This is a genomic window from Tessaracoccus defluvii (genome assembly GCF_014489575.1).
Taxonomy (GTDB): Bacteria; Actinomycetota; Actinomycetes; order Propionibacteriales; family Propionibacteriaceae; genus Arachnia; species Arachnia defluvii.
Genome location: NZ_CP060789.1, coordinates 2,654,209 through 2,670,374 on the forward strand (window position 1 = coordinate 2,654,209; position 16,166 = coordinate 2,670,374).

General features: G+C 70.0%; 13 protein-coding genes. 9 read left to right on the forward strand and 4 right to left on the reverse strand.

The features are described from left to right. Positions 1-71 precede the first annotated feature (71 nt). The 4 genes from H9L22_RS12625 to H9L22_RS12640 are packed head-to-tail and all read right to left on the reverse strand — an operon-like array spanning position 72 to position 4,209. On the reverse strand, positions 72-1,367 hold the full coding sequence (locus H9L22_RS12625) for an ABC transporter substrate-binding protein (protein ID WP_226965844.1): 1,296 nt from the start codon (positions 1,365-1,367) through the stop codon (positions 72-74). A gap of 54 nt (positions 1,368-1,421) precedes the next feature. Beyond that, positions 1,422-2,249 carry a carbohydrate ABC transporter permease gene (locus H9L22_RS12630; protein ID WP_187720235.1) on the reverse strand — a complete coding sequence of 276 codons (828 nt, stop codon included), beginning with the start codon at positions 2,247-2,249 and terminating at the stop codon, positions 1,422-1,424. Next, a complete protein-coding gene (locus H9L22_RS12635; RefSeq protein ID WP_187720236.1) occupies positions 2,249-3,187 on the reverse strand; it encodes a carbohydrate ABC transporter permease in 939 nt (312 codons plus the stop codon). The genes H9L22_RS12630 and H9L22_RS12635 overlap by 1 nt, the downstream gene beginning before the upstream one ends. Beyond that, entirely contained in the window at positions 3,184-4,209 is a 1,026-nt protein-coding gene (locus H9L22_RS12640; protein ID WP_187720237.1) for a LacI family DNA-binding transcriptional regulator, read from the reverse strand. The genes H9L22_RS12635 and H9L22_RS12640 overlap by 4 nt, the downstream gene beginning before the upstream one ends. 214 nt (positions 4,210-4,423) lie before the next feature. Here H9L22_RS12640 and H9L22_RS12645 point away from each other — a divergent pair, with 214 nt between their 5' ends. The 9 genes from H9L22_RS12645 (at position 4,424) to H9L22_RS12685 (ending at position 16,098) form a co-directional block, all read left to right on the forward strand. Next, entirely contained in the window at positions 4,424-5,620 is a 1,197-nt protein-coding gene (locus tag H9L22_RS12645; RefSeq protein ID WP_187720238.1) for an ROK family transcriptional regulator, read from the forward strand. Between the two features lie 155 nt (positions 5,621-5,775). Next, positions 5,776-6,684: a sugar phosphate isomerase/epimerase family protein gene (locus tag H9L22_RS12650; protein WP_187720239.1), complete on the forward strand. Its 909-nt coding sequence runs from the start codon at positions 5,776-5,778 to the stop codon at positions 6,682-6,684. Next, positions 6,681-7,847 (forward strand): Gfo/Idh/MocA family protein, encoded by a 1,167-nt coding sequence (locus H9L22_RS12655; RefSeq protein WP_226966316.1) that lies wholly within the window; start codon positions 6,681-6,683, stop codon positions 7,845-7,847. Before H9L22_RS12650 ends, H9L22_RS12655 begins: the two co-directional genes overlap by 4 nt. 38 nt (positions 7,848-7,885) lie before the next feature. Continuing rightward, the gene (locus H9L22_RS12660; protein WP_187720241.1) at positions 7,886-9,322 is read left to right on the forward strand and encodes an extracellular solute-binding protein; all 1,437 of its coding nucleotides are present in this window, start codon (positions 7,886-7,888) and stop codon (positions 9,320-9,322) included. Positions 9,323-9,328: 6 nt separating this feature from the next. Beyond that, entirely contained in the window at positions 9,329-10,249 is a 921-nt protein-coding gene (locus H9L22_RS12665) for a carbohydrate ABC transporter permease (RefSeq protein ID WP_187720242.1), read from the forward strand. Beyond that, on the forward strand, positions 10,246-11,094 hold the full coding sequence (locus H9L22_RS12670; RefSeq protein ID WP_226965845.1) for a carbohydrate ABC transporter permease: 849 nt from the start codon (positions 10,246-10,248) through the stop codon (positions 11,092-11,094). The genes H9L22_RS12665 and H9L22_RS12670 overlap by 4 nt, the downstream gene beginning before the upstream one ends. Beyond that, positions 11,091-12,179, forward strand: a complete 1,089-nt coding sequence (locus H9L22_RS12675; RefSeq protein ID WP_187720243.1) for an ABC transporter ATP-binding protein — start codon at positions 11,091-11,093, stop codon at positions 12,177-12,179. The genes H9L22_RS12670 and H9L22_RS12675 overlap by 4 nt, the downstream gene beginning before the upstream one ends. Further along, positions 12,176-14,839 (forward strand): glycoside hydrolase family 38 N-terminal domain-containing protein, encoded by a 2,664-nt coding sequence (locus tag H9L22_RS12680; protein WP_187720244.1) that lies wholly within the window; start codon positions 12,176-12,178, stop codon positions 14,837-14,839. The genes H9L22_RS12675 and H9L22_RS12680 overlap by 4 nt, the downstream gene beginning before the upstream one ends. Beyond that, a complete protein-coding gene (locus H9L22_RS12685; protein WP_187720245.1) occupies positions 14,839-16,098 on the forward strand; it encodes a CehA/McbA family metallohydrolase in 1,260 nt (419 codons plus the stop codon). The genes H9L22_RS12680 and H9L22_RS12685 overlap by 1 nt, the downstream gene beginning before the upstream one ends. Positions 16,099-16,166 lie beyond the last annotated feature (68 nt).

Here is a 16,166-nt window from a genome sequence, read left to right on the forward strand (position 1 = left end):
AAAGGGAATGGGCGGCCGCTCCCCCCAGCGGCCGCCCCCGGCTCAGCGGTTGACCTGATCCCAGCCCGACTTCAGCTCGTCGGCCAGGCCGGCCGCGTCGATCTCATTCGCCTGGAACTTCTGGAACGCCGGGTGGCCACGGTGTCCTTCCACTGAGCGTAGGTGTCGACGAACAGGTACGGCGCACTGGTCATGTGCTGGCCGGACTTGAGGATGTTGTCCCAGCCGATCTCGCCGGACATCTCGGCGGCGAGCGCCTCCTGCGCGGAGGTGGTGGCGGGGATCAGGGCATCGGCCTTGTTGATCGCGGCGAGGTTCGCCGTGCTGGTGAAGTACTCGATGAACTGGACCGACTCGGCGATGTGCTCCGAGTCGACGTTGACCGACAGGGTCTGCGGGTTGGCCGCCTGATCGGCGCCCGCGGGGCCCGCGAGCGGTGGCAGGACCGTCCACTCCATGCCGTCGGGGGCGTCGTTGGCGACGTTCGCGGCCTGGAAGGAGCCCTGGATCGTCATCGCGATCTGGCCGTCGTAGAAGTACGGCAGCGTCTTGCCACCCGACAGGGTCAGCGTGACGGGCAGCAGCGACTTGTCGGTGTAGGCCATGTCGTGGACCAGCTTCGGCAGGGCCAGCTCGCCGTCGCCGACGGTGATCGTCGCGTCGGTGCCGGTGCCCTCGAACCACTGGCCGCCGAAGCCCGGCGACATCGCCATCATCGCGGCGGTCGGGCTGGCCAGCCCCCAGCCGAGGCCGGTGACGCCGTTGGCGGTGGCCTTCTTGGCCATGTCGCGCAGCTGATCCCAGGTCATGGTGTCACCGGTCGGGATCTCGACGCCGGCGTCGGCCAGCAGCTTGGTGTTGGCGAAGACCATGTAGGCCTGCAGCTCGGTCGGGTACCCGACGATCTGGTCGTCGACCGTCACGGTCTTGAGGATGCCCTCGGGAATGTCGGCCTTGTGGTCGGCGGACATGTGCTCGGTGAGGTCGGCCAGGTACCCGTCCCGCGCGAACGGGACGATGCTGGCGGCCTCGTAGTGGATGATGTCGGGCGCCGCGCCGCCGTTGAACTGGGTGATCAGCTTGTCGTAGATGCCGTCCCAGCCGGCGGGGACGATCTCGACCTGGATGTTGGGGTTGTCCTTGTTCCAGCTGTCGACGATCTGCTTGGTCACCTCGATGGCGGCCGGCTGATCGGAGAGCGACTGGAAGGTCAGGTTCACCGGCTCGGCGGGGGTGGTCGCCGACGGGACGTCGGACGGGCCGCCCGTCGGGCTGCCGGTCGCGATGGGGTCGGTGGTGCCGCACGCCGTGAGGGCGAGGGCGGCCACCGTGAGGCCTGCGACGATGGAGGCTCCACTTCGCTTCATGATGGGGTTCCTTTCGGGAGGGTGGATGCGGGTCTCGTAGGGATGGATGACGGATCAGCCCTTCACCGCGCCGGCCATGAGGCCGCGGGTGAGCTTGCGCTGCATGATCGAGAAGAAGACGATGCTGGGGATCGCCGCCAGCACGGAGCCGGCGGCCAGCGGGCCGAGCGCCACCTTGCCCTCGCCGCCGACGAACATCTTCAGCGTGATGGGCAGGGTGTAGTTCTCGGGCGACTGCAGCAGCACGAGGGCGAAGAAGAACTCGTTCCAGCTGGACACGAACGAGAACATGGCCGTGGCGACGACGCCCGGCACGAGCAGCGGGAACACGATCCTGGCCAGCACCTGGAGTCGGCCGGCACCGTCGACGGATCCGGCCTCCTCCAGGTCGACCGGGATGCCCATGACGTAGCCCTGCATCATCCACAGAGCGAACGGCAGGGTGTAGGTGGTGTGCACGAGGGTCAGGCCGAGCAGGGAGTCGGTCAGGTTCAGCGTGCGCAGGATCAGGAACAGCGGAAGGATGATGAGGATCACCGGGAACACCTGGCTGACCAGGATCCAGCCGATCCCGACCGCGCGGATCTTCCCCTTCAGGCGGGCCAGCACATAGGCGGCGGGCATCGCAATGAGGATCACCAGCGCGGTGGAGCCGAGCGCGACGACCGCCGAGTTGAGGCCGGACGACACCAGCCCCTGCCGCTCGAGCGCCAGCGGGTAGTTGGCGAACGTGAAGTCGCGCGGGATCAGGCTGATGGCCAGCGAGTTCAGCTCGGCCGACGACTTGAAGCTGGCCGAGACCAGCCACAGCAGCGGGAAGCCGAGGAACACGATGTAGGCGGCCAGCGCCACGTACTGGCCGGTGCGGGCGACGACGCGCATCACTTCTCCCCTCGCGGATCGGCGTCCTGCCGGAACTGCGACCACAGATAGACGGCGAGCAGTGCCACCACGACGACGACCAGCACCACACCCATGGCGGCGGCGTAACCGATGTTGCGGTTCTTGAACGCCTCCAGGTAGGTGAACAGCATCGGCAGCATCGTCTTGCCGCCAGGGCCGCCCTCGGTGAGCACGTACACCAGCGAGAACGAGTTGAAGTTCCAGATGAAGTTCAGCGACGTGATGGACGTGACGATGGGGCGCAGGCTCGGCCAGGTGACCGATCGGAAGCGCTGCCAGGCGTTCGCGCCGTCGACGGAGGCGGCCTCGTTGAGCTCATCGGGGATCTGCTGCAGGCCCGCGAGCAGGGTGACGGTCGTCTGCGGCATGCCGACCCAGACGCCCACCAGGATCACCGCGGGCAGCGCCGTCGAGAAGTTGGCGAGCCAGTTCGTCTCCGACGGCAGCCCCATGGCGCCGAGCACCGCGTTGAGCGGGCCGCCGTTCGGCGAGTAGATCAGCTGCCACATGATGGCCACGACCACCGGCGGCATGGCCCACGGGATGAGCGCGAGGACGCGGGTCAGCCCCTGGAAGCGGAGGTCCGCGTTGAGTAGGAGCGCCAGCCCGAGCGCGGCGAGGAGCTGCAGGAGCGTCACGCTGACGGCCCACACCATGCCGATCCGGAACGACTCCCAGAACATGGTGTTGCTCATCAGGTCGACGAAGTTGTCGATCCCGATGAACGTGTACTCGGGGTTCCGCACGAGCCTGGCGTCGGTGAACGCGAGCGCGATGCCCACGATCAGGGGCGCGACGCTGAGCACCAGGATCGGGATCAGCGACGGCATCACCAGGAGGGCGGCCTCCTTGCGCCTCGTCCGTTCCAAGCCGGAGGCCCGCCTGCGCACCGGGGCGGTGGCCTGCGCCGTGGTCATAGCTCACTCCTCACACTGGATTCACGCACCTTCAGCTCCGGGCCGACGGTGGCCAACTGGGGCGGCTCCGGGGATTCGCCGAGCCGGGCGAGCATCAGTTCGGCGGCCAGCTGGCCTCGTCGGGTGGTGCCCAGCGAGACGCTCGTGAGCGCCGGCTGCACCATCCGGCCGATCTCGGTGTCGTCCATGCCGGTGACGGCGAGGTCGTCCGGCACGCTCAGCCCGCGCTCGCGGGCGGCACGGACGACGCCGATGGCCAGCAGGTCGTTGGCTGCGACGACGGCGTCGAGGCGGACGCCCGCGGCCACGGCCCGGTCGAGCAGCGCGTGGGCGGCCTCGACGCCCGCAGCGACGGTGAAGTCGTCCGCCACCTGGGTGCCGAAGCTGGCGGCCTGGAAGCCGGGGGCAGCGACGGCGGTGTCGTAGCCGCGCTGCCGGTGCTCGCCCGGGGTGGTGTCGGTGGGGCCGTTGAGGAACGCGAGGCTGCGGCAGCCCGCGTCGACCAGGTGCGTGACGGCCAGCCCGATGCCGCTGGCCGAGTCGGTGGAGACCGTCTCGATGCCGTGGGCGCGGAGCGACCGGCCGATCGCGACGACGGGCACCTGGGTGGCGGTGAGCAGCTCGATGAACTGGGCGTCGACGCGCAGCGGGCTGATGATGACGCCGTCGACGTGGCCGTCGTCGAGCGAGCTGAGGACGCGGGCGGCGGACGCGGCCGCGTCGCCGATGCTGGAGACGACGATGCGGTAGCCGTGCGGGGAGAGCACGCCGTGGATGGCGCTCAGCATCTCGACGTAGACGGGGTTGCCGATGTCGGCGACGGCGAACTCGATGAGGTGCGTGCGCTGGAGCCGCAGCTGGCGGCCTGCCGCGTTGGGGCGGTAGCCGAGCTCGGCGGCGGCGGCGCGGACACGTTCGACCATGTCGGGGCTTGCCCCCGTGCCGTGGAGTGCCCGCGAGGTCGAGCCGAGCGATACCCCGGCGCGCTTGGCGACCTCATGCAGCGTGACTCGAGACGACACCGTCCCCTCCTCTCCTCATCGAGATTTGGAAACGTTTCCAAGCTCGGCGCCCGAGCATTTGGAATCGTTTCCAAGGATGAGCGAAGCCTGCCAGTCGCGCGGCAGGGTGTCAATGGCCCGTGACCAAATCGTGATCCTCACCCGGCTTCCCGCCTCCGCCTCTGCGGGCGTCTCGGTCGGCGTTAGCATGGTCCGGAGTCCGACAGGGGGTGCCATGCGATCCGGCGCGAGCCTCTCGCACGTCAGCCAGTACAACGAGAACGCCGTCATCCACGCGCTGCGCGCGCTGGGCCCGACGAGCCAGACCGACATCGCCGCCCATACCGGCCTGTCGGTTCCCGCCGTGTCCTCGATCGTGCGCAACCTCCGCCAGGAGGGCTACCTGACCGAGTTGCGCACCGAGTCCGTCGGCAGAGGCAGGCCCCGCGTGATCGTGGACATCGTCGCCTCCGCCAACTACGCGATCGGTCTGCACATCGACCCGGCGATCATGTCGGCCGCCCTGCTCGACCTCCGCGGCCAGGTCGTCGCGGCGAACACCAGCGTCTCCATCGACCCGAACGACCCGAGCGGCTCGCTCGACGAGGCGGCCACGTTGATCGAGGGCCTCGTCGCAGGGTCCGGCATCGACCGGGAACGCCTGCTCGGCGCCTGCGCCGCAGTGCCCGGCCCGCTCGACGACGCCACGGGCTCCCTGATCGACACCGTCTGGCTACCCAGCTGGACGGGGGTCAACATCGGCGGGGCGCTCACCCACCGGCTCGGCACGCCCGTCCCGGTGATCAAGGACACCCACGCCGCCGTCACCGGCGAGGTGTGGGTCCGCGGCGGCGACGCGCTCGACTCGACCATGGTGTTCGTCTACCTCGGCATCGGCACCGGCATCGGGCTGGCCATGCGGGGCGAGGCCATCCGCGGCGCCTGGGGCAATGCCGGCGAGATCGGCCGCATGCTGGTGGCCCTCGGCGACGACGACAAGCACGGCATGGACAACGACCCGTTCCACCTCGTGCAGGAGGCCCACGAACGCGGGATCCTTCCGGCCACGGCCCCGAGCCGGTGGGAACTCCACCAGCAGGAGGCCCAGCTGCGCGAGCTGTGTCGGATCGCCACGGACGGCGACGCTGGCGCCGCGGCGATCCTCCGGGCCGCGGGCGAGCGGCTCGCCGAGATGGTGGTCATGGTGGTGGAGGTCTTCGACGCCGACACCGTCGTCTACGGCGGCCCGAACTGGGAACACCTCCAGCCCTTCTACGAGGCGCCCGCCGTCGCCGCCCTCGCCCGCCCGTCCGCCCGCGGCCCCCACCCCGTGCAGGTTCTGCCCACCGTCATGGGCACGGCCGTCGGCGCGATCGGCGCCGCCTGCTTCGTGCTCGACGAGCGCTTCGCCCCGCGCCTCGGCCGCCGCTGACGGCCCTGCGACGCGACGCCCGACGGCGACCACACCTAATGTCCGGACATTTATAACGATTTGGTATCGTTTCGGAAACCCCGTTGACGGCATTTTCTCTGCATTACAGAATAAAGGTACGCACCGCCGCGTACTGACTTTCCGGAGAGCCACCCATGATCAAGATCGCCAACGCGCCCGTCTCGTACGGAGTATTCGGGCTTGCCAGGCCCGATCTGGTCACCCTGCCCACCGGCGATGCCCTCCTCGGGCTCGTCCGGGACGCCGGCTACGAGGGGATCGACCTTGGCGCCCACGGGCTCTTCGGCACCGGCGACAGCCTGGTCGACGCCCTAGACCGACACGGCCTCGGCCTGGCTGGCGGCTGGCTCGACTATCCATTCGCAGGCACGGACGCCGAGTTCGCGGCGGCCTTCGACGCGTCGCTGCCTGTGCTGGACGACTTCGCCCTCGTCGCGGCGGCGCAGGACGGCCCCGGCCCGCTCCCGACCATCGCCGACTCGGGCGACGCGGCCCGCAAGGCGTGCCCGGGCGGCGCCCCCGAACTGCAACTGACCGGCGCGGCCTGGGAGCGTTTCGTGACGCGGCTCGAGAAGGTGGCGGCGCATGTCCGTTCCCTCGGCCTCGAGCCGACCTTCCACCACCACGCCGTCACCTACATCGAGACGCCCGCGGAGATCGACGCCTTCCTGCGCGACACGACGATGGACCTCACCTTCGACACGGGGCACCTGCTGCTCGGCGGCGGCGACCCGGCCACCGACTTCGCGCGCTGGGCGCCGCGCGTCAACCACCTCCACCTGAAGGACGCCGACCTGCGGATCCTCGAGGCGGCGAAGGGCTCCGACAACCCGCTGCGCGACGTGTGGGAGAAGCGGGTCTTCGTGGCCCTCGGCGAAGGTGACCTGGATCTGGACGGCATCGCCACCGACATCCTCGCCAGCGGCTTCTCCAGCTGGCTCGTCGTCGAGCAGGACATCGTCGTCATGTCCGAGGCGGACCTGCAACGCGCCATCGCGGACCAGGTGGCCAACCGCGACACCATCCGGCGGTGGTTCGCATGACGCGCCCCCGCATCGCCGTCATCGGCCTGGGAGGTATCGCCCAGTCGGTCCACCTGCCGCTGATCCAGCGCAACCGGGCCGACGTCGACCTCGCCGCCGTCGTCGAACTGTCCGCTTCGCGGCTCGCCGTCCTCGCCGACCGCTACGGCGTCCCTGCGGGCGGACGATTCACCAGTCTGGAGGCCCTGCTCTGTGCCCTCGCGGACGGCTCCGTGCGGATCGACGCCGCCATCGTCGCCACCGGGGGCGGCCACACCGACGAGACGCTCGCCCTCATCCGCGCCGGCGTGAAGGTGCTCGTGGAGAAGCCCCTCGGCTGGAGCCCTCAGGACCTCGAAGCGCTGGAGCAGGGCCTCGCCGACCTCCGCCGCGATCCCCGCGACTGGCTGCGCATCGGCTACATGAAGGAACACGATCCCGCGGTCGCCGCGGCCCGGGAGATCCTCGCTGACGTGGTCCCCCGCGAGGTGCGCGTCGAGGTGCTGCACCCCGCCGACGGCGCCCAGATCCGGTTCGCGCGGCTCGAACCGGCCGCTGACGACGTGGAGCCTGCGACGCTCGCGGCCCTGACCGCCCGCGGTGCCCGCTCGATCAGCGAGGCGACGGGGGCCGACGACGACACGCTGCGCAGGTTGTGGTCCAACGTCGTCCTCGGCTCCGTGATCCACGACATCGCCCTCACCCGGCACCTGGGGCTCGGCCTCGACCGCGTGCTCCACGCCCGCAGGCAGGGTGACCAGTTCCCCGGCTCGGTGTTCGGCGTGGGTCTCACCACGGCAGACGTTCCCTGGAACCTGGGCTGGCATTTCATCTCCGACTACCCCGAATACCGCGAAACCGTCACCGTCCACCACGAAAGGGGAACCGTCCAACTCGAGTTCGCGACGCCCTACATCCTCAACGCACCCACCGTCCTGCGGGTGTGCGACGGAGGAGACCAGTTGAGCAGCCAGGTCAGTACACGCACCTGGCCCCAGGAGGAGGCGTTCGAGCGTGAGCTCCGCGCACTCCTCACCCTCGCCAGCGGCGGAAACTGCGGGGGTTCATCCCTCGCGGAAGCCCGCACAGACCTGGCCAGCGCACAGGCCCTCTGGGGTGCCTGTGCCATCTCCGCCGGCCTCGACGTCGTGGCCGGCAGTGGGGATGCGGCTCCCCGCCAGTGACGGCGACCCGCACCCAGCACCCTCTCGAAAGGAAAGAGATGCAGTTCATCGCAAAGGCGACGAGGACCGTCGCCCTGGTGGGCGCCGCGGCGCTCGCCCTGTCCGCGTGTTCACCGTCCGCCACCCCTTCCTCCTCCCCCACGGCCGGCGGAGGAGAGTCCAGCACCAGCGCCCCCGCGGGCAAGGTGAGCCTCTCGATCATGACCAACGCCATCTCCGGCGGCAAGAACGCCGCCGAGGCGGACTGGATCGCGAACTTCGTGATCCCCGAGTTCACCGCGGCCCAGAAGGCCAAGGGCGTCGAGGTCGAGGTCAAGTACGAGCCACAGGGCGTCGACGACGAGGACTACAAGACCAAGATCGCGCTCGACCTCAGCTCCGGCAAGGGCGCCGACATCCTCGGCATCGACGGCATCTGGACGGGCGAGTTCGCCCAGGCCGGCTACATCAAGCCGCTGAACCAGGTGGCGAAGGACGCCGACAGCTGGGACGGCTGGGACCAGATGACCGAGGCGGTCCAGCAGGCCCTCTCGTTCGAGGGCGAGCGCTACGGCATCCCGCAGGGCTCCGACGGTCGCGTCATCTACTACAACAAGACCCTGTTCCAGCAGGCAGGGCTCCCGACCGACTGGCAGCCCACCTCCTGGGACGAGATCCTGGAGACCGCGCGCACACTGAAGAAGATCGACGGCGTCGTCCCGATCCAGCTCAACGCCGGCACCGCCATGGGTGAGGCCACCACCATGCAGGGCTACCTCCCGATGCTGATGGGCACCGGTCAGAAGCTGTGGGCCGACGGCAAGTGGTACGGCGACACGCAGGGCATGCGTGACGTGCTCGGCCTGTACAAGACGATCTACATCGACGAGGGCCTCGGCGACCCGATCCTCCAGCAGGAGGCCTCCGGCCGCGACACCTCGTTCCAGGAGTTCGCCGCCGGCAACATCGCCATCCTCCTCGAGGGCGACTACTTCTGGCGTTCGGTGATCAACCCGGCCGAAGGCGTCGGCACCGCACCGATGGCCGACCGCGACACGATCGTCGGCTACGCCAAGATCCCCGCCATGAAGCCGGGCTCCGGCGTCAACGGCCAGGACTTCGTCTCGATGTCGGGCGGCACCGGTCGCGTGCTCAACCCCAACTCGGCCAACCCTGACCTCGCCTGGGAGCTGCTGGCGTTCATGAACTCGCCCGAGGCATTCGAGGCCCGCGCAGCCGGCACCCTGTCGATCTCGCCCCGCCAGGACGTCAACGACAAGCTGCTCGCCTCCGACAAGATGCTCACCTTCGTCAACACCGAGGTCCTGCCCATCACCGCCTACCGCCCCGGCCTCGCCGAGTACCCCGAGGTCTCCGCGAAGCTGCAGCAGGCCACCCTCGACGTCGTCTCCGGGTCCTCGGTCGACGACGCTGTCAAGGCCTTCGCCGACGCCCTCCCGGGCATCGTGGGCGGCGAAGACAAGATCGCGAGCTGATCACTCGTGACCACCTCCACCGCGTCGGCGCCGGGAACCAGGAGTTCCCGGCGCCGGGCGGAGGACGTGGCGGGCCTGGGGACGAAGCGGGCGCTCGTCTTCGTCACCCCGGCCCTCCTCGTCATCGCCCTCTTCCTCCTCTTCCCGGCCATCTGGACGATCTATCTCGGGATGACCAACTACCGGTTGACCGGCCTCGCCGCCGCCAACACCGAGTTCGTCGGGCTCGCCAACTACTCGCAGGCGCTCGGTGACAAGAGCTTCTGGAACTCGCTGCGCCTCACCCTGATCTTCGTCTTCTTCTCCGGTGTGCTGGGCCAGACCCTCCTCGGGTTCACGCTGGCCTGGTCCACCCGGCGCATCGTAGGCTGGGCCCGCACCCTGCTCGAGTCGATCGTGCTCGCGGCGTGGGTCATCCCCGGTTCGGTCCACGCGTTCCTCTGGATCGCGCTGCTCGACCGCCGCGGCGGCACCCTCAACGCCCTTCTCGGCACCGACGGCAAGGCGTGGCTCATCGAGCACCCGATGACCGTCATCGTCATCTTCAACATCTGGATCGGCACCGCCTTCTCGATGCAGCTGTTCTCGTCCGCGTTGTCGGCCGTCCCGCCGTCGCAGCTGGAGAGCGCGCGGATGGCCGGGGCGTCCGGCTGGGAACAGTTGCGTGACGTCGTGCTGCCCAACATCCGCGGCCACGTCCTCACCAACACGCTGATGATCACGCTGTGGACCTTCAACACGTTCACGCCGTACCTGCTGACCGCCGGCGGCCCCAACGGCAAGACAGAGATCCTGTCCGTCTACATCTACCAGACGGCCATCCCCGGAGGTCAGCTCGGCTTCGGCGCCGCGATCTCGATGATCATGCTGCTGATCAACCTGGCCATCGCCCTGATGTACATGCGCATCGGAAGGAGCAGGAAGTGAGCACCTCCACCCCCACCCTCGGGCGCCAGCTGCGCAAGGTGACCGGGCGCGTCCTCTTCATCGTCCTGCTCGTGCTGATCGGCGTGTTCTTCGCGCTGCCCATGGCCTGGCTTGTGGTCGCACCGTTCGATGCGGCACCGACCATGGCGGTCAAGTGGCCCGAGTGGACGCTCAGCAACTTCCAGCGTCTCCTCGACAACCCCTACGCCATCGGCTCGATCGGCAACTCGCTGATCCTGGCGCTGGGGACGATGGTGATCACGGTGCTGTTCGCCACGCTCGCGAGCTACGCCCTGTCCCGGGTCAAGATCCCCGGGCGCGACGGACTGCTCTACGGCATGCTGCTGCTCAGCTCCATCGTCACGGGCACCGCCGCCATGGTGCCGACGTTCCAGCTGATGAACGCGATCCACCTCATCAACACCCACACCGGCGTCATGTTGGTGCTCGCGGGAGGCCTGCTGCCGACCGTCGTGTTCATCCTGAAGGACTTCATGGACTCGGTCCCGAAGTCGTACGAGGAGTCGGCCCGCCTCTACGGCGCGAAGCCGTACCAGGTCCTCAGCCACGTCGTGGTCCCCGTCGCCCGTCCCGGCATCGCGTTCGTCGCGATCTGGACCGTCGTCCAGGTGTGGGGCAACTTCCTGGTGCCGTTCCTGCTGCTGCGCGACCCGACGAGCCAGCCGGCCGCCGTCATGATGTACACCTTCTACACAGAATCCGGGCAGGCGGATCTGCGCCTCATCTCAGCGTTCTCGCTGATCTTCGCGCTGCCCGTGATCCTCCTCTACTTCTTCGTCAACCGAAAGTTCGGTTTCCGCTTCTACGGAGGTATCAAGTCATGACCTCGACCATCACCACCACCGCCCTGGTCAAGCAGTACCCGAACGGGGTCCGCGGCGTCGACGGCGTCGACATCGAGATCGCCGAGGGCGAGTTCTTCGCCCTCCTCGGCCCCTCCGGCTGCGGCAAGACCACCCTGCTGCGCTCCATCGCCGGCCTCGAGACCATCACCGAGGGGTCGCTGCGGATCGGCGACGAGGAGATGACCAACCGTGAGCCCGGGGAGCGGGGGGTGGCCATGGTGTTCCAGGACTACGCCCTCTTCCCCCACATGGATGTGTCGGACAACATCGCCTACCCGCTGCGGATCCGGAAGGTCGCCAAGGAGGAACGGAAGAAGGTCGCCGCGGACACGGCGGGCCGGCTGTCGCTCGAACATCTGTTGGAACGCCGTCCCGGTCAGCTGTCCGGCGGTCAGCAGCAGCGTGTCGCGCTGGCCCGCGCCATCGCGACCCGCCCCAAGGTGCTCCTCCTCGACGAGCCACTGTCGAACCTCGACGCGCGGCTCCGGCTCGAGGCCCGCTCGTTCCTGAAGGAACTGCAGCGCGAACTCGGCGTCACCTCGGTCTTCGTGACCCACGACCAGTCGGAGGCCCTCGCGCTCGCCGACAGGATGGCCGTCATGAAGGAGGGCAGGATCCAGCAGATCGGCACGCCCCGCGAGGTGTTCCACGCCCCGGCCAACACGTTCGTCGCCTCGTTCATCGGGTCCCACCCCATGAACCTGCTCGACGGCATCGTCACCGGCGGCCGCATCGCCGTCCTCGGCACCACCATCGCCGTGCGGGCGGAGACCGCCGCGCTTCTCAGCGAGGGCCAGAAGGTCGTCGTCGGGGCGCGGCCGGAGTACATCACCTGGAGCCCCACCCCCGTACCCGACGGCGTCGAGGCCGAGGTGTCGACCATCGAGAATCTGGGTGCCTCCGCGCTGCTCACCGCCCGCGCCGGCGACGACCGGTTGCAGGCCGTCGTCGACGAGGATCCGCTGCCGGAGCCGGGCCAGGTCGTCTGGTTCCAGATCCCGGTGAGCAAGACGATGGTCTTCGACGAGGAGTCGGGCCTCAGGATCGGCGGCGAGGAGCAGTGACCGATCCCCTCCCCCGGGCGATGTGGATCGTCCCGCACACCCACTGGGACCGCGAATGGTACGAGCCTCACGACGTGTTCCGCGCCCGGCTGGTCAGCATGCTCGACTCGCTGCTGACCATGCTGGAGCGTGAGCCGGGCTACCGGTTCACGCTCGACGGGCAGTCGGCCGCGATCGACGACTACCTCGAGATCCGCCCCGAGGAGACGGACCGTGTGCGCGCGGCCGTGGCACGCGGCCAACTCGCGCTGGGCCCGTTCCAGATCCTGCTGGACGAGTTCTGCTGCGACGGCGAGACGATCGTGCGAAACCTCGAACACGGCATCGCCTCGGCCCGCCGACTCGGCGGTGAGATGCGCGTCGGCTACCTGCCCGACATGTTCGGGCACGCCGCGCAGACCCCGCAGATCCTGCGCGGCTTCGGCATCGCGGACGCCTCCCTCTGGCGGGGCGTTCCCGCCGCCGTCGACCGGCACGCCTTCCTCTGGGAGGGGCTGGACGGCTCCGCGGTGCGGGTCGAGTACCTGTGGGACGGATACGGCAGCGCCCTGAAGCTGTTCGAACCGCTGGAGAAGCTGCCGGAGCTCGTCGACGCGTACGTCCGCGAGAACGCCGGCTGGTTCGGCGGCGAGGACGTCGCAGGCTGGTTCGGCACCGACCACATGGCGCCCCGCGCCGATCTCGTGCAGATCCTGCGTGCCTACGACGGGGAGGTGGAGCTGCGGATCGGCACCGTCGCCGACGTGATCGCCGCCCGCGACCACTCCCCCGCGGCGCTCGCGTCGCTGCCGGTCGTCCGCGGCGAGCTGCGCTCGCATGCCCGCGGCAACCTGCTCCCGGGGGTGTTCTCCATCCGCACCGACCTGAAGGCCGCCATGGCCGCGGCCGAGCGGGCGCTGACCACCGGGGAGCGGCTCGACGCCTTCGTCGGCGGCCCGTCCAGGACGGCGTTCTTCGAGCGGGGCTGGGGGCTGGTCATCGAGTCGACCGCGCATGATTCGGTCACCGGCTGCGGGGTCGACTCCACCGCGGACGAGGTCGAGTCCCGACTCAAGGTCGCGGCGCAGACCGCCGCGGGGGCGATCGACATCGCGCTCGCCCCGCTCGGGTCGGCCGCCCAGGAGGGGGCCGTCGCCGTGTTCAACCAGTCCGCCTTCCGGCGGCCGGTGCAGGCGGAGCTGGTGCTCGAGGCCGATCGGGCCGGGCTGCCCGCGAACGTGCAGTTGCTGAAGTCCCTGCCCACGGTGATCGGCGACGAGACCGTCTCCACCTCGGACCTGCCGAAGATCGTGCGCAGGATCCACGGCCAGGAGCTGTTCGGCAAGCACATCCGTTCCTGGACCTGGGAAGGCGACGAGCTCGTGTTCACCGTCGCCGACCACACGGCGGGCGACTTCGACCTTGCCGGCTTCGTCGCCGTCCTCACGCGGAAGTCGGCCGAGGGCGAGCGACTGTTCCGGGTCGTCACGCAGGTGCCGCCGACCAGCCGGGTCCTGGTGGCCGGTGAGGCGGACGGGTTGTCGGCCGTCGCGCTGGATGCCAGGGCCGCGGCGGCGCCGTCGCATCCGGTCGCGGCGCGGGGCACCGCGCTCGACAACGGGTTGGTGCGGGTCGAGGTCGCCTCCGACGGCGGCGTCACCGTCGAGGATCTCCGCAGCGGCGTGGCCCTCAGCGACGCACTCCGGATCGTCGACGACGGCGACCGGGGCGACTCCTACAACTACGGGCCGGTGGACGGCCCGGTCACGGCCGCCGAGTCGGTCGAGGTCGTGACGGTGGAGGAGGGCCCCCTGCGGGGCCGGATCCTGATCCGCCGCGGCTACCGGCTACCCGTCGGGATCGATGCCACCGACAGATCCCGCCGCGCGGACGAGACGACGCTGCAGCTGGTCGAGACCCTGCTGGAGCTGCGTGCCGGCGAGCCCTTCGTGCGCGTCGACGTCACGCTGACCAACCACGTCCGCGATCACCGCCTCCGCGTTCTCGTCCCGACCCTCGGATCGGGGCTGACCGGCTCGACCTCGGTGGGCCAGTACGGGGCGACCGCCCGCGGCCGTGACGCCGAGGGCGGCTGGGGCGAGTTCCCGCTGCCCACCTTCCCGGCGACGCGGTCGATCACGGCCGGCGGCGTCGGGGTGCTGCTCGACAAGCTCGTCGAGTACGAGATCGTCGACGGCGGCGCCGGGCCCGACCAGATCGCGCTCACCGCGCTGCGCAGCGTCGGGATGATGAGCGTCAACGTGCACCCGCTGCGCGACGAGCCGGCCGGCTCCCAGTTCGAGGTCCCGGGGGCGCAGTACCTCGGGCGACGCACACGCCTGGCGTTCGCGATCGACCTCGACGGGGAGCGGATCGTCCAGCACGCCGACCAGTTCCGGTTCACGCCGGTGACGGCGCCGGGGCGCGGCGGAGAGCCTCCGGTACCCGGTGTGGCGCTGCGGACGGAGGGGAGGGTCGCGCTCGAGTCGCTCCGGCGGGTGCCCGGCGGGGTCGAGGCGAGGTTCGTCAACTACGCCGACACGCCGCAGCCGCTGCGGGTGGCGGCCGAGGGCACCTGGGTGCCCACCGACCTCACCGGCGCAGCTGTCGGCGGGCCGGTCGACCCGTGGTCACTCGAAGTGGGCGCGGGCCGGATCATCACGCTACGGAGGGAGTTCTGATGCGTCACAGCGTGTCCAGGAGGGTGACTCTGGCGGACCAGTCGGCCGACCGGTACCAGCGGATCCCGTTCGAGGTGCCGGAGGGCGCCGGGTCGTTCGAGGTGTGGCTGGAGGTCGACGGCGGCCCGGAGGCCGTCGTCGACCTCGGCTGCGAGGGCCCGGACGGCTGGCGCGGCTGGTCGGGCGGCGCCCGCCGCACGTTCATCGTCGCCGAGGACGACGCGACCCCCGGCTACCTGCCCGGCAACGTCGTGGCCGGCACCTGGCATGTGATCGTCGGCCTGCACACGCTGCCGGGCAGCGGCGCGGAGGTGACGGTCACCGTCGAGACGCCCGCCCTCGGCCGCCCCGATCACGGGCCGGTCGAGCCGCCGGTGGCGCGTGCCGTCCGCGGCAGCGACCGCGACCTGCCGGCCCCGCCCGGGATGCGCTGGTACGCGGGCGACCCCCACTCGCACTCGCTGCACTCCGACGGGGCGCTCAGCCTGTGGGAGCTGGCCAACGAGGGGGTCCGCTCCGGCCTGGACTTCCTGTGCGTGACCGACCACTGCACCACCAGCCACCACGCCCACCTGCCCGCAGTGGGTGAGCGGCACGGGATCACGCTGGTGCCAGGGCAGGAGATCACCACGCATGCGGGCCACTCCAACGCCTACGGAGACATCGGATTCATCGACTTCCGCCGCCCCGCGCAGGACTGGGTCGACACCGTCGCGGAGCGCGGCGGCTTCATGTCGATCAACCACCCCGTCTCCGGAGACTGCTCCTGGCTGCACCGGCTGGACAGGGAGCCGGGTGGCGTCGAGCTGTACCACTCGTCCTGGTACGAGGAGCCCATCGCGACCTCCTGCCTGGCCTGGTTCCAGCGGTGGAGGCGCGACGTCGTCCTCATCGGCGGCGGCGACTTCCACAACCGCTCGAAGCCGTTGCGCCCCGGCCTGCCGACCACCTGGGTCGCGGCCGAGGAGTTGTCGCCCGACGCGATCCTCGACGGCATCCGCGCGGGCCGCACGGCGATGACGGGCAGCGGCCGGTTCGTGAGCGGAGACGAGGCGCGCCCCGTGCTCGACACGGCACCGATCCTGCTGCGTGAGGGCGAGGAACTGCTGGCGTTGGCCGCGACGGGCCTCGTGCTGATCTCCGGCGGAGGCCGGCGGCTGGTGGTGGAGTCCGACGCGCAGCGGATCGCGGCGCCGAAGGGCGACGCGCCGTACCGGCTCGAGGACTCACACCGGACGGTGCTGGCACTGTCGGCCTGACCACAGACCGCGGCCGGGCGGAGGGGGGCACAATCCCACCGCTCGGCCGCCGCAGCAATGTCGCATTC

What these genes read in the sequence shown, in the direction of transcription:
- H9L22_RS12625 (WP_226965844.1), bottom strand. Translation starts at nt 1,367, where the DNA reads ATGAAGCGAAGTGGAGCCTCCATCGTCGCAGGCCTCACGGTGGCCGCC.
- H9L22_RS12630 (WP_187720235.1), bottom strand. Translation starts at nt 2,249, where the DNA reads ATGCGCGTCGTCGCCCGCACCGGCCAGTACGTGGCGCTGGCCGCCTAC.
- H9L22_RS12635 (WP_187720236.1), bottom strand. Translation starts at nt 3,187, where the DNA reads ATGACCACGGCGCAGGCCACCGCCCCGGTGCGCAGGCGGGCCTCCGGC.
- H9L22_RS12645 (WP_187720238.1), top strand. Translation starts at nt 4,424, where the DNA reads ATGCGATCCGGCGCGAGCCTCTCGCACGTCAGCCAGTACAACGAGAAC.
- H9L22_RS12650 (WP_187720239.1), top strand. Translation starts at nt 5,776, where the DNA reads ATGATCAAGATCGCCAACGCGCCCGTCTCGTACGGAGTATTCGGGCTT.
- H9L22_RS12655 (WP_226966316.1), top strand. Translation starts at nt 6,681, where the DNA reads ATGACGCGCCCCCGCATCGCCGTCATCGGCCTGGGAGGTATCGCCCAG.
- H9L22_RS12660 (WP_187720241.1), top strand. Translation starts at nt 7,886, where the DNA reads ATGCAGTTCATCGCAAAGGCGACGAGGACCGTCGCCCTGGTGGGCGCC.
- H9L22_RS12675 (WP_187720243.1), top strand. Translation starts at nt 11,091, where the DNA reads ATGACCTCGACCATCACCACCACCGCCCTGGTCAAGCAGTACCCGAAC.
- H9L22_RS12685 (WP_187720245.1), top strand. Translation starts at nt 14,839, where the DNA reads ATGCGTCACAGCGTGTCCAGGAGGGTGACTCTGGCGGACCAGTCGGCC.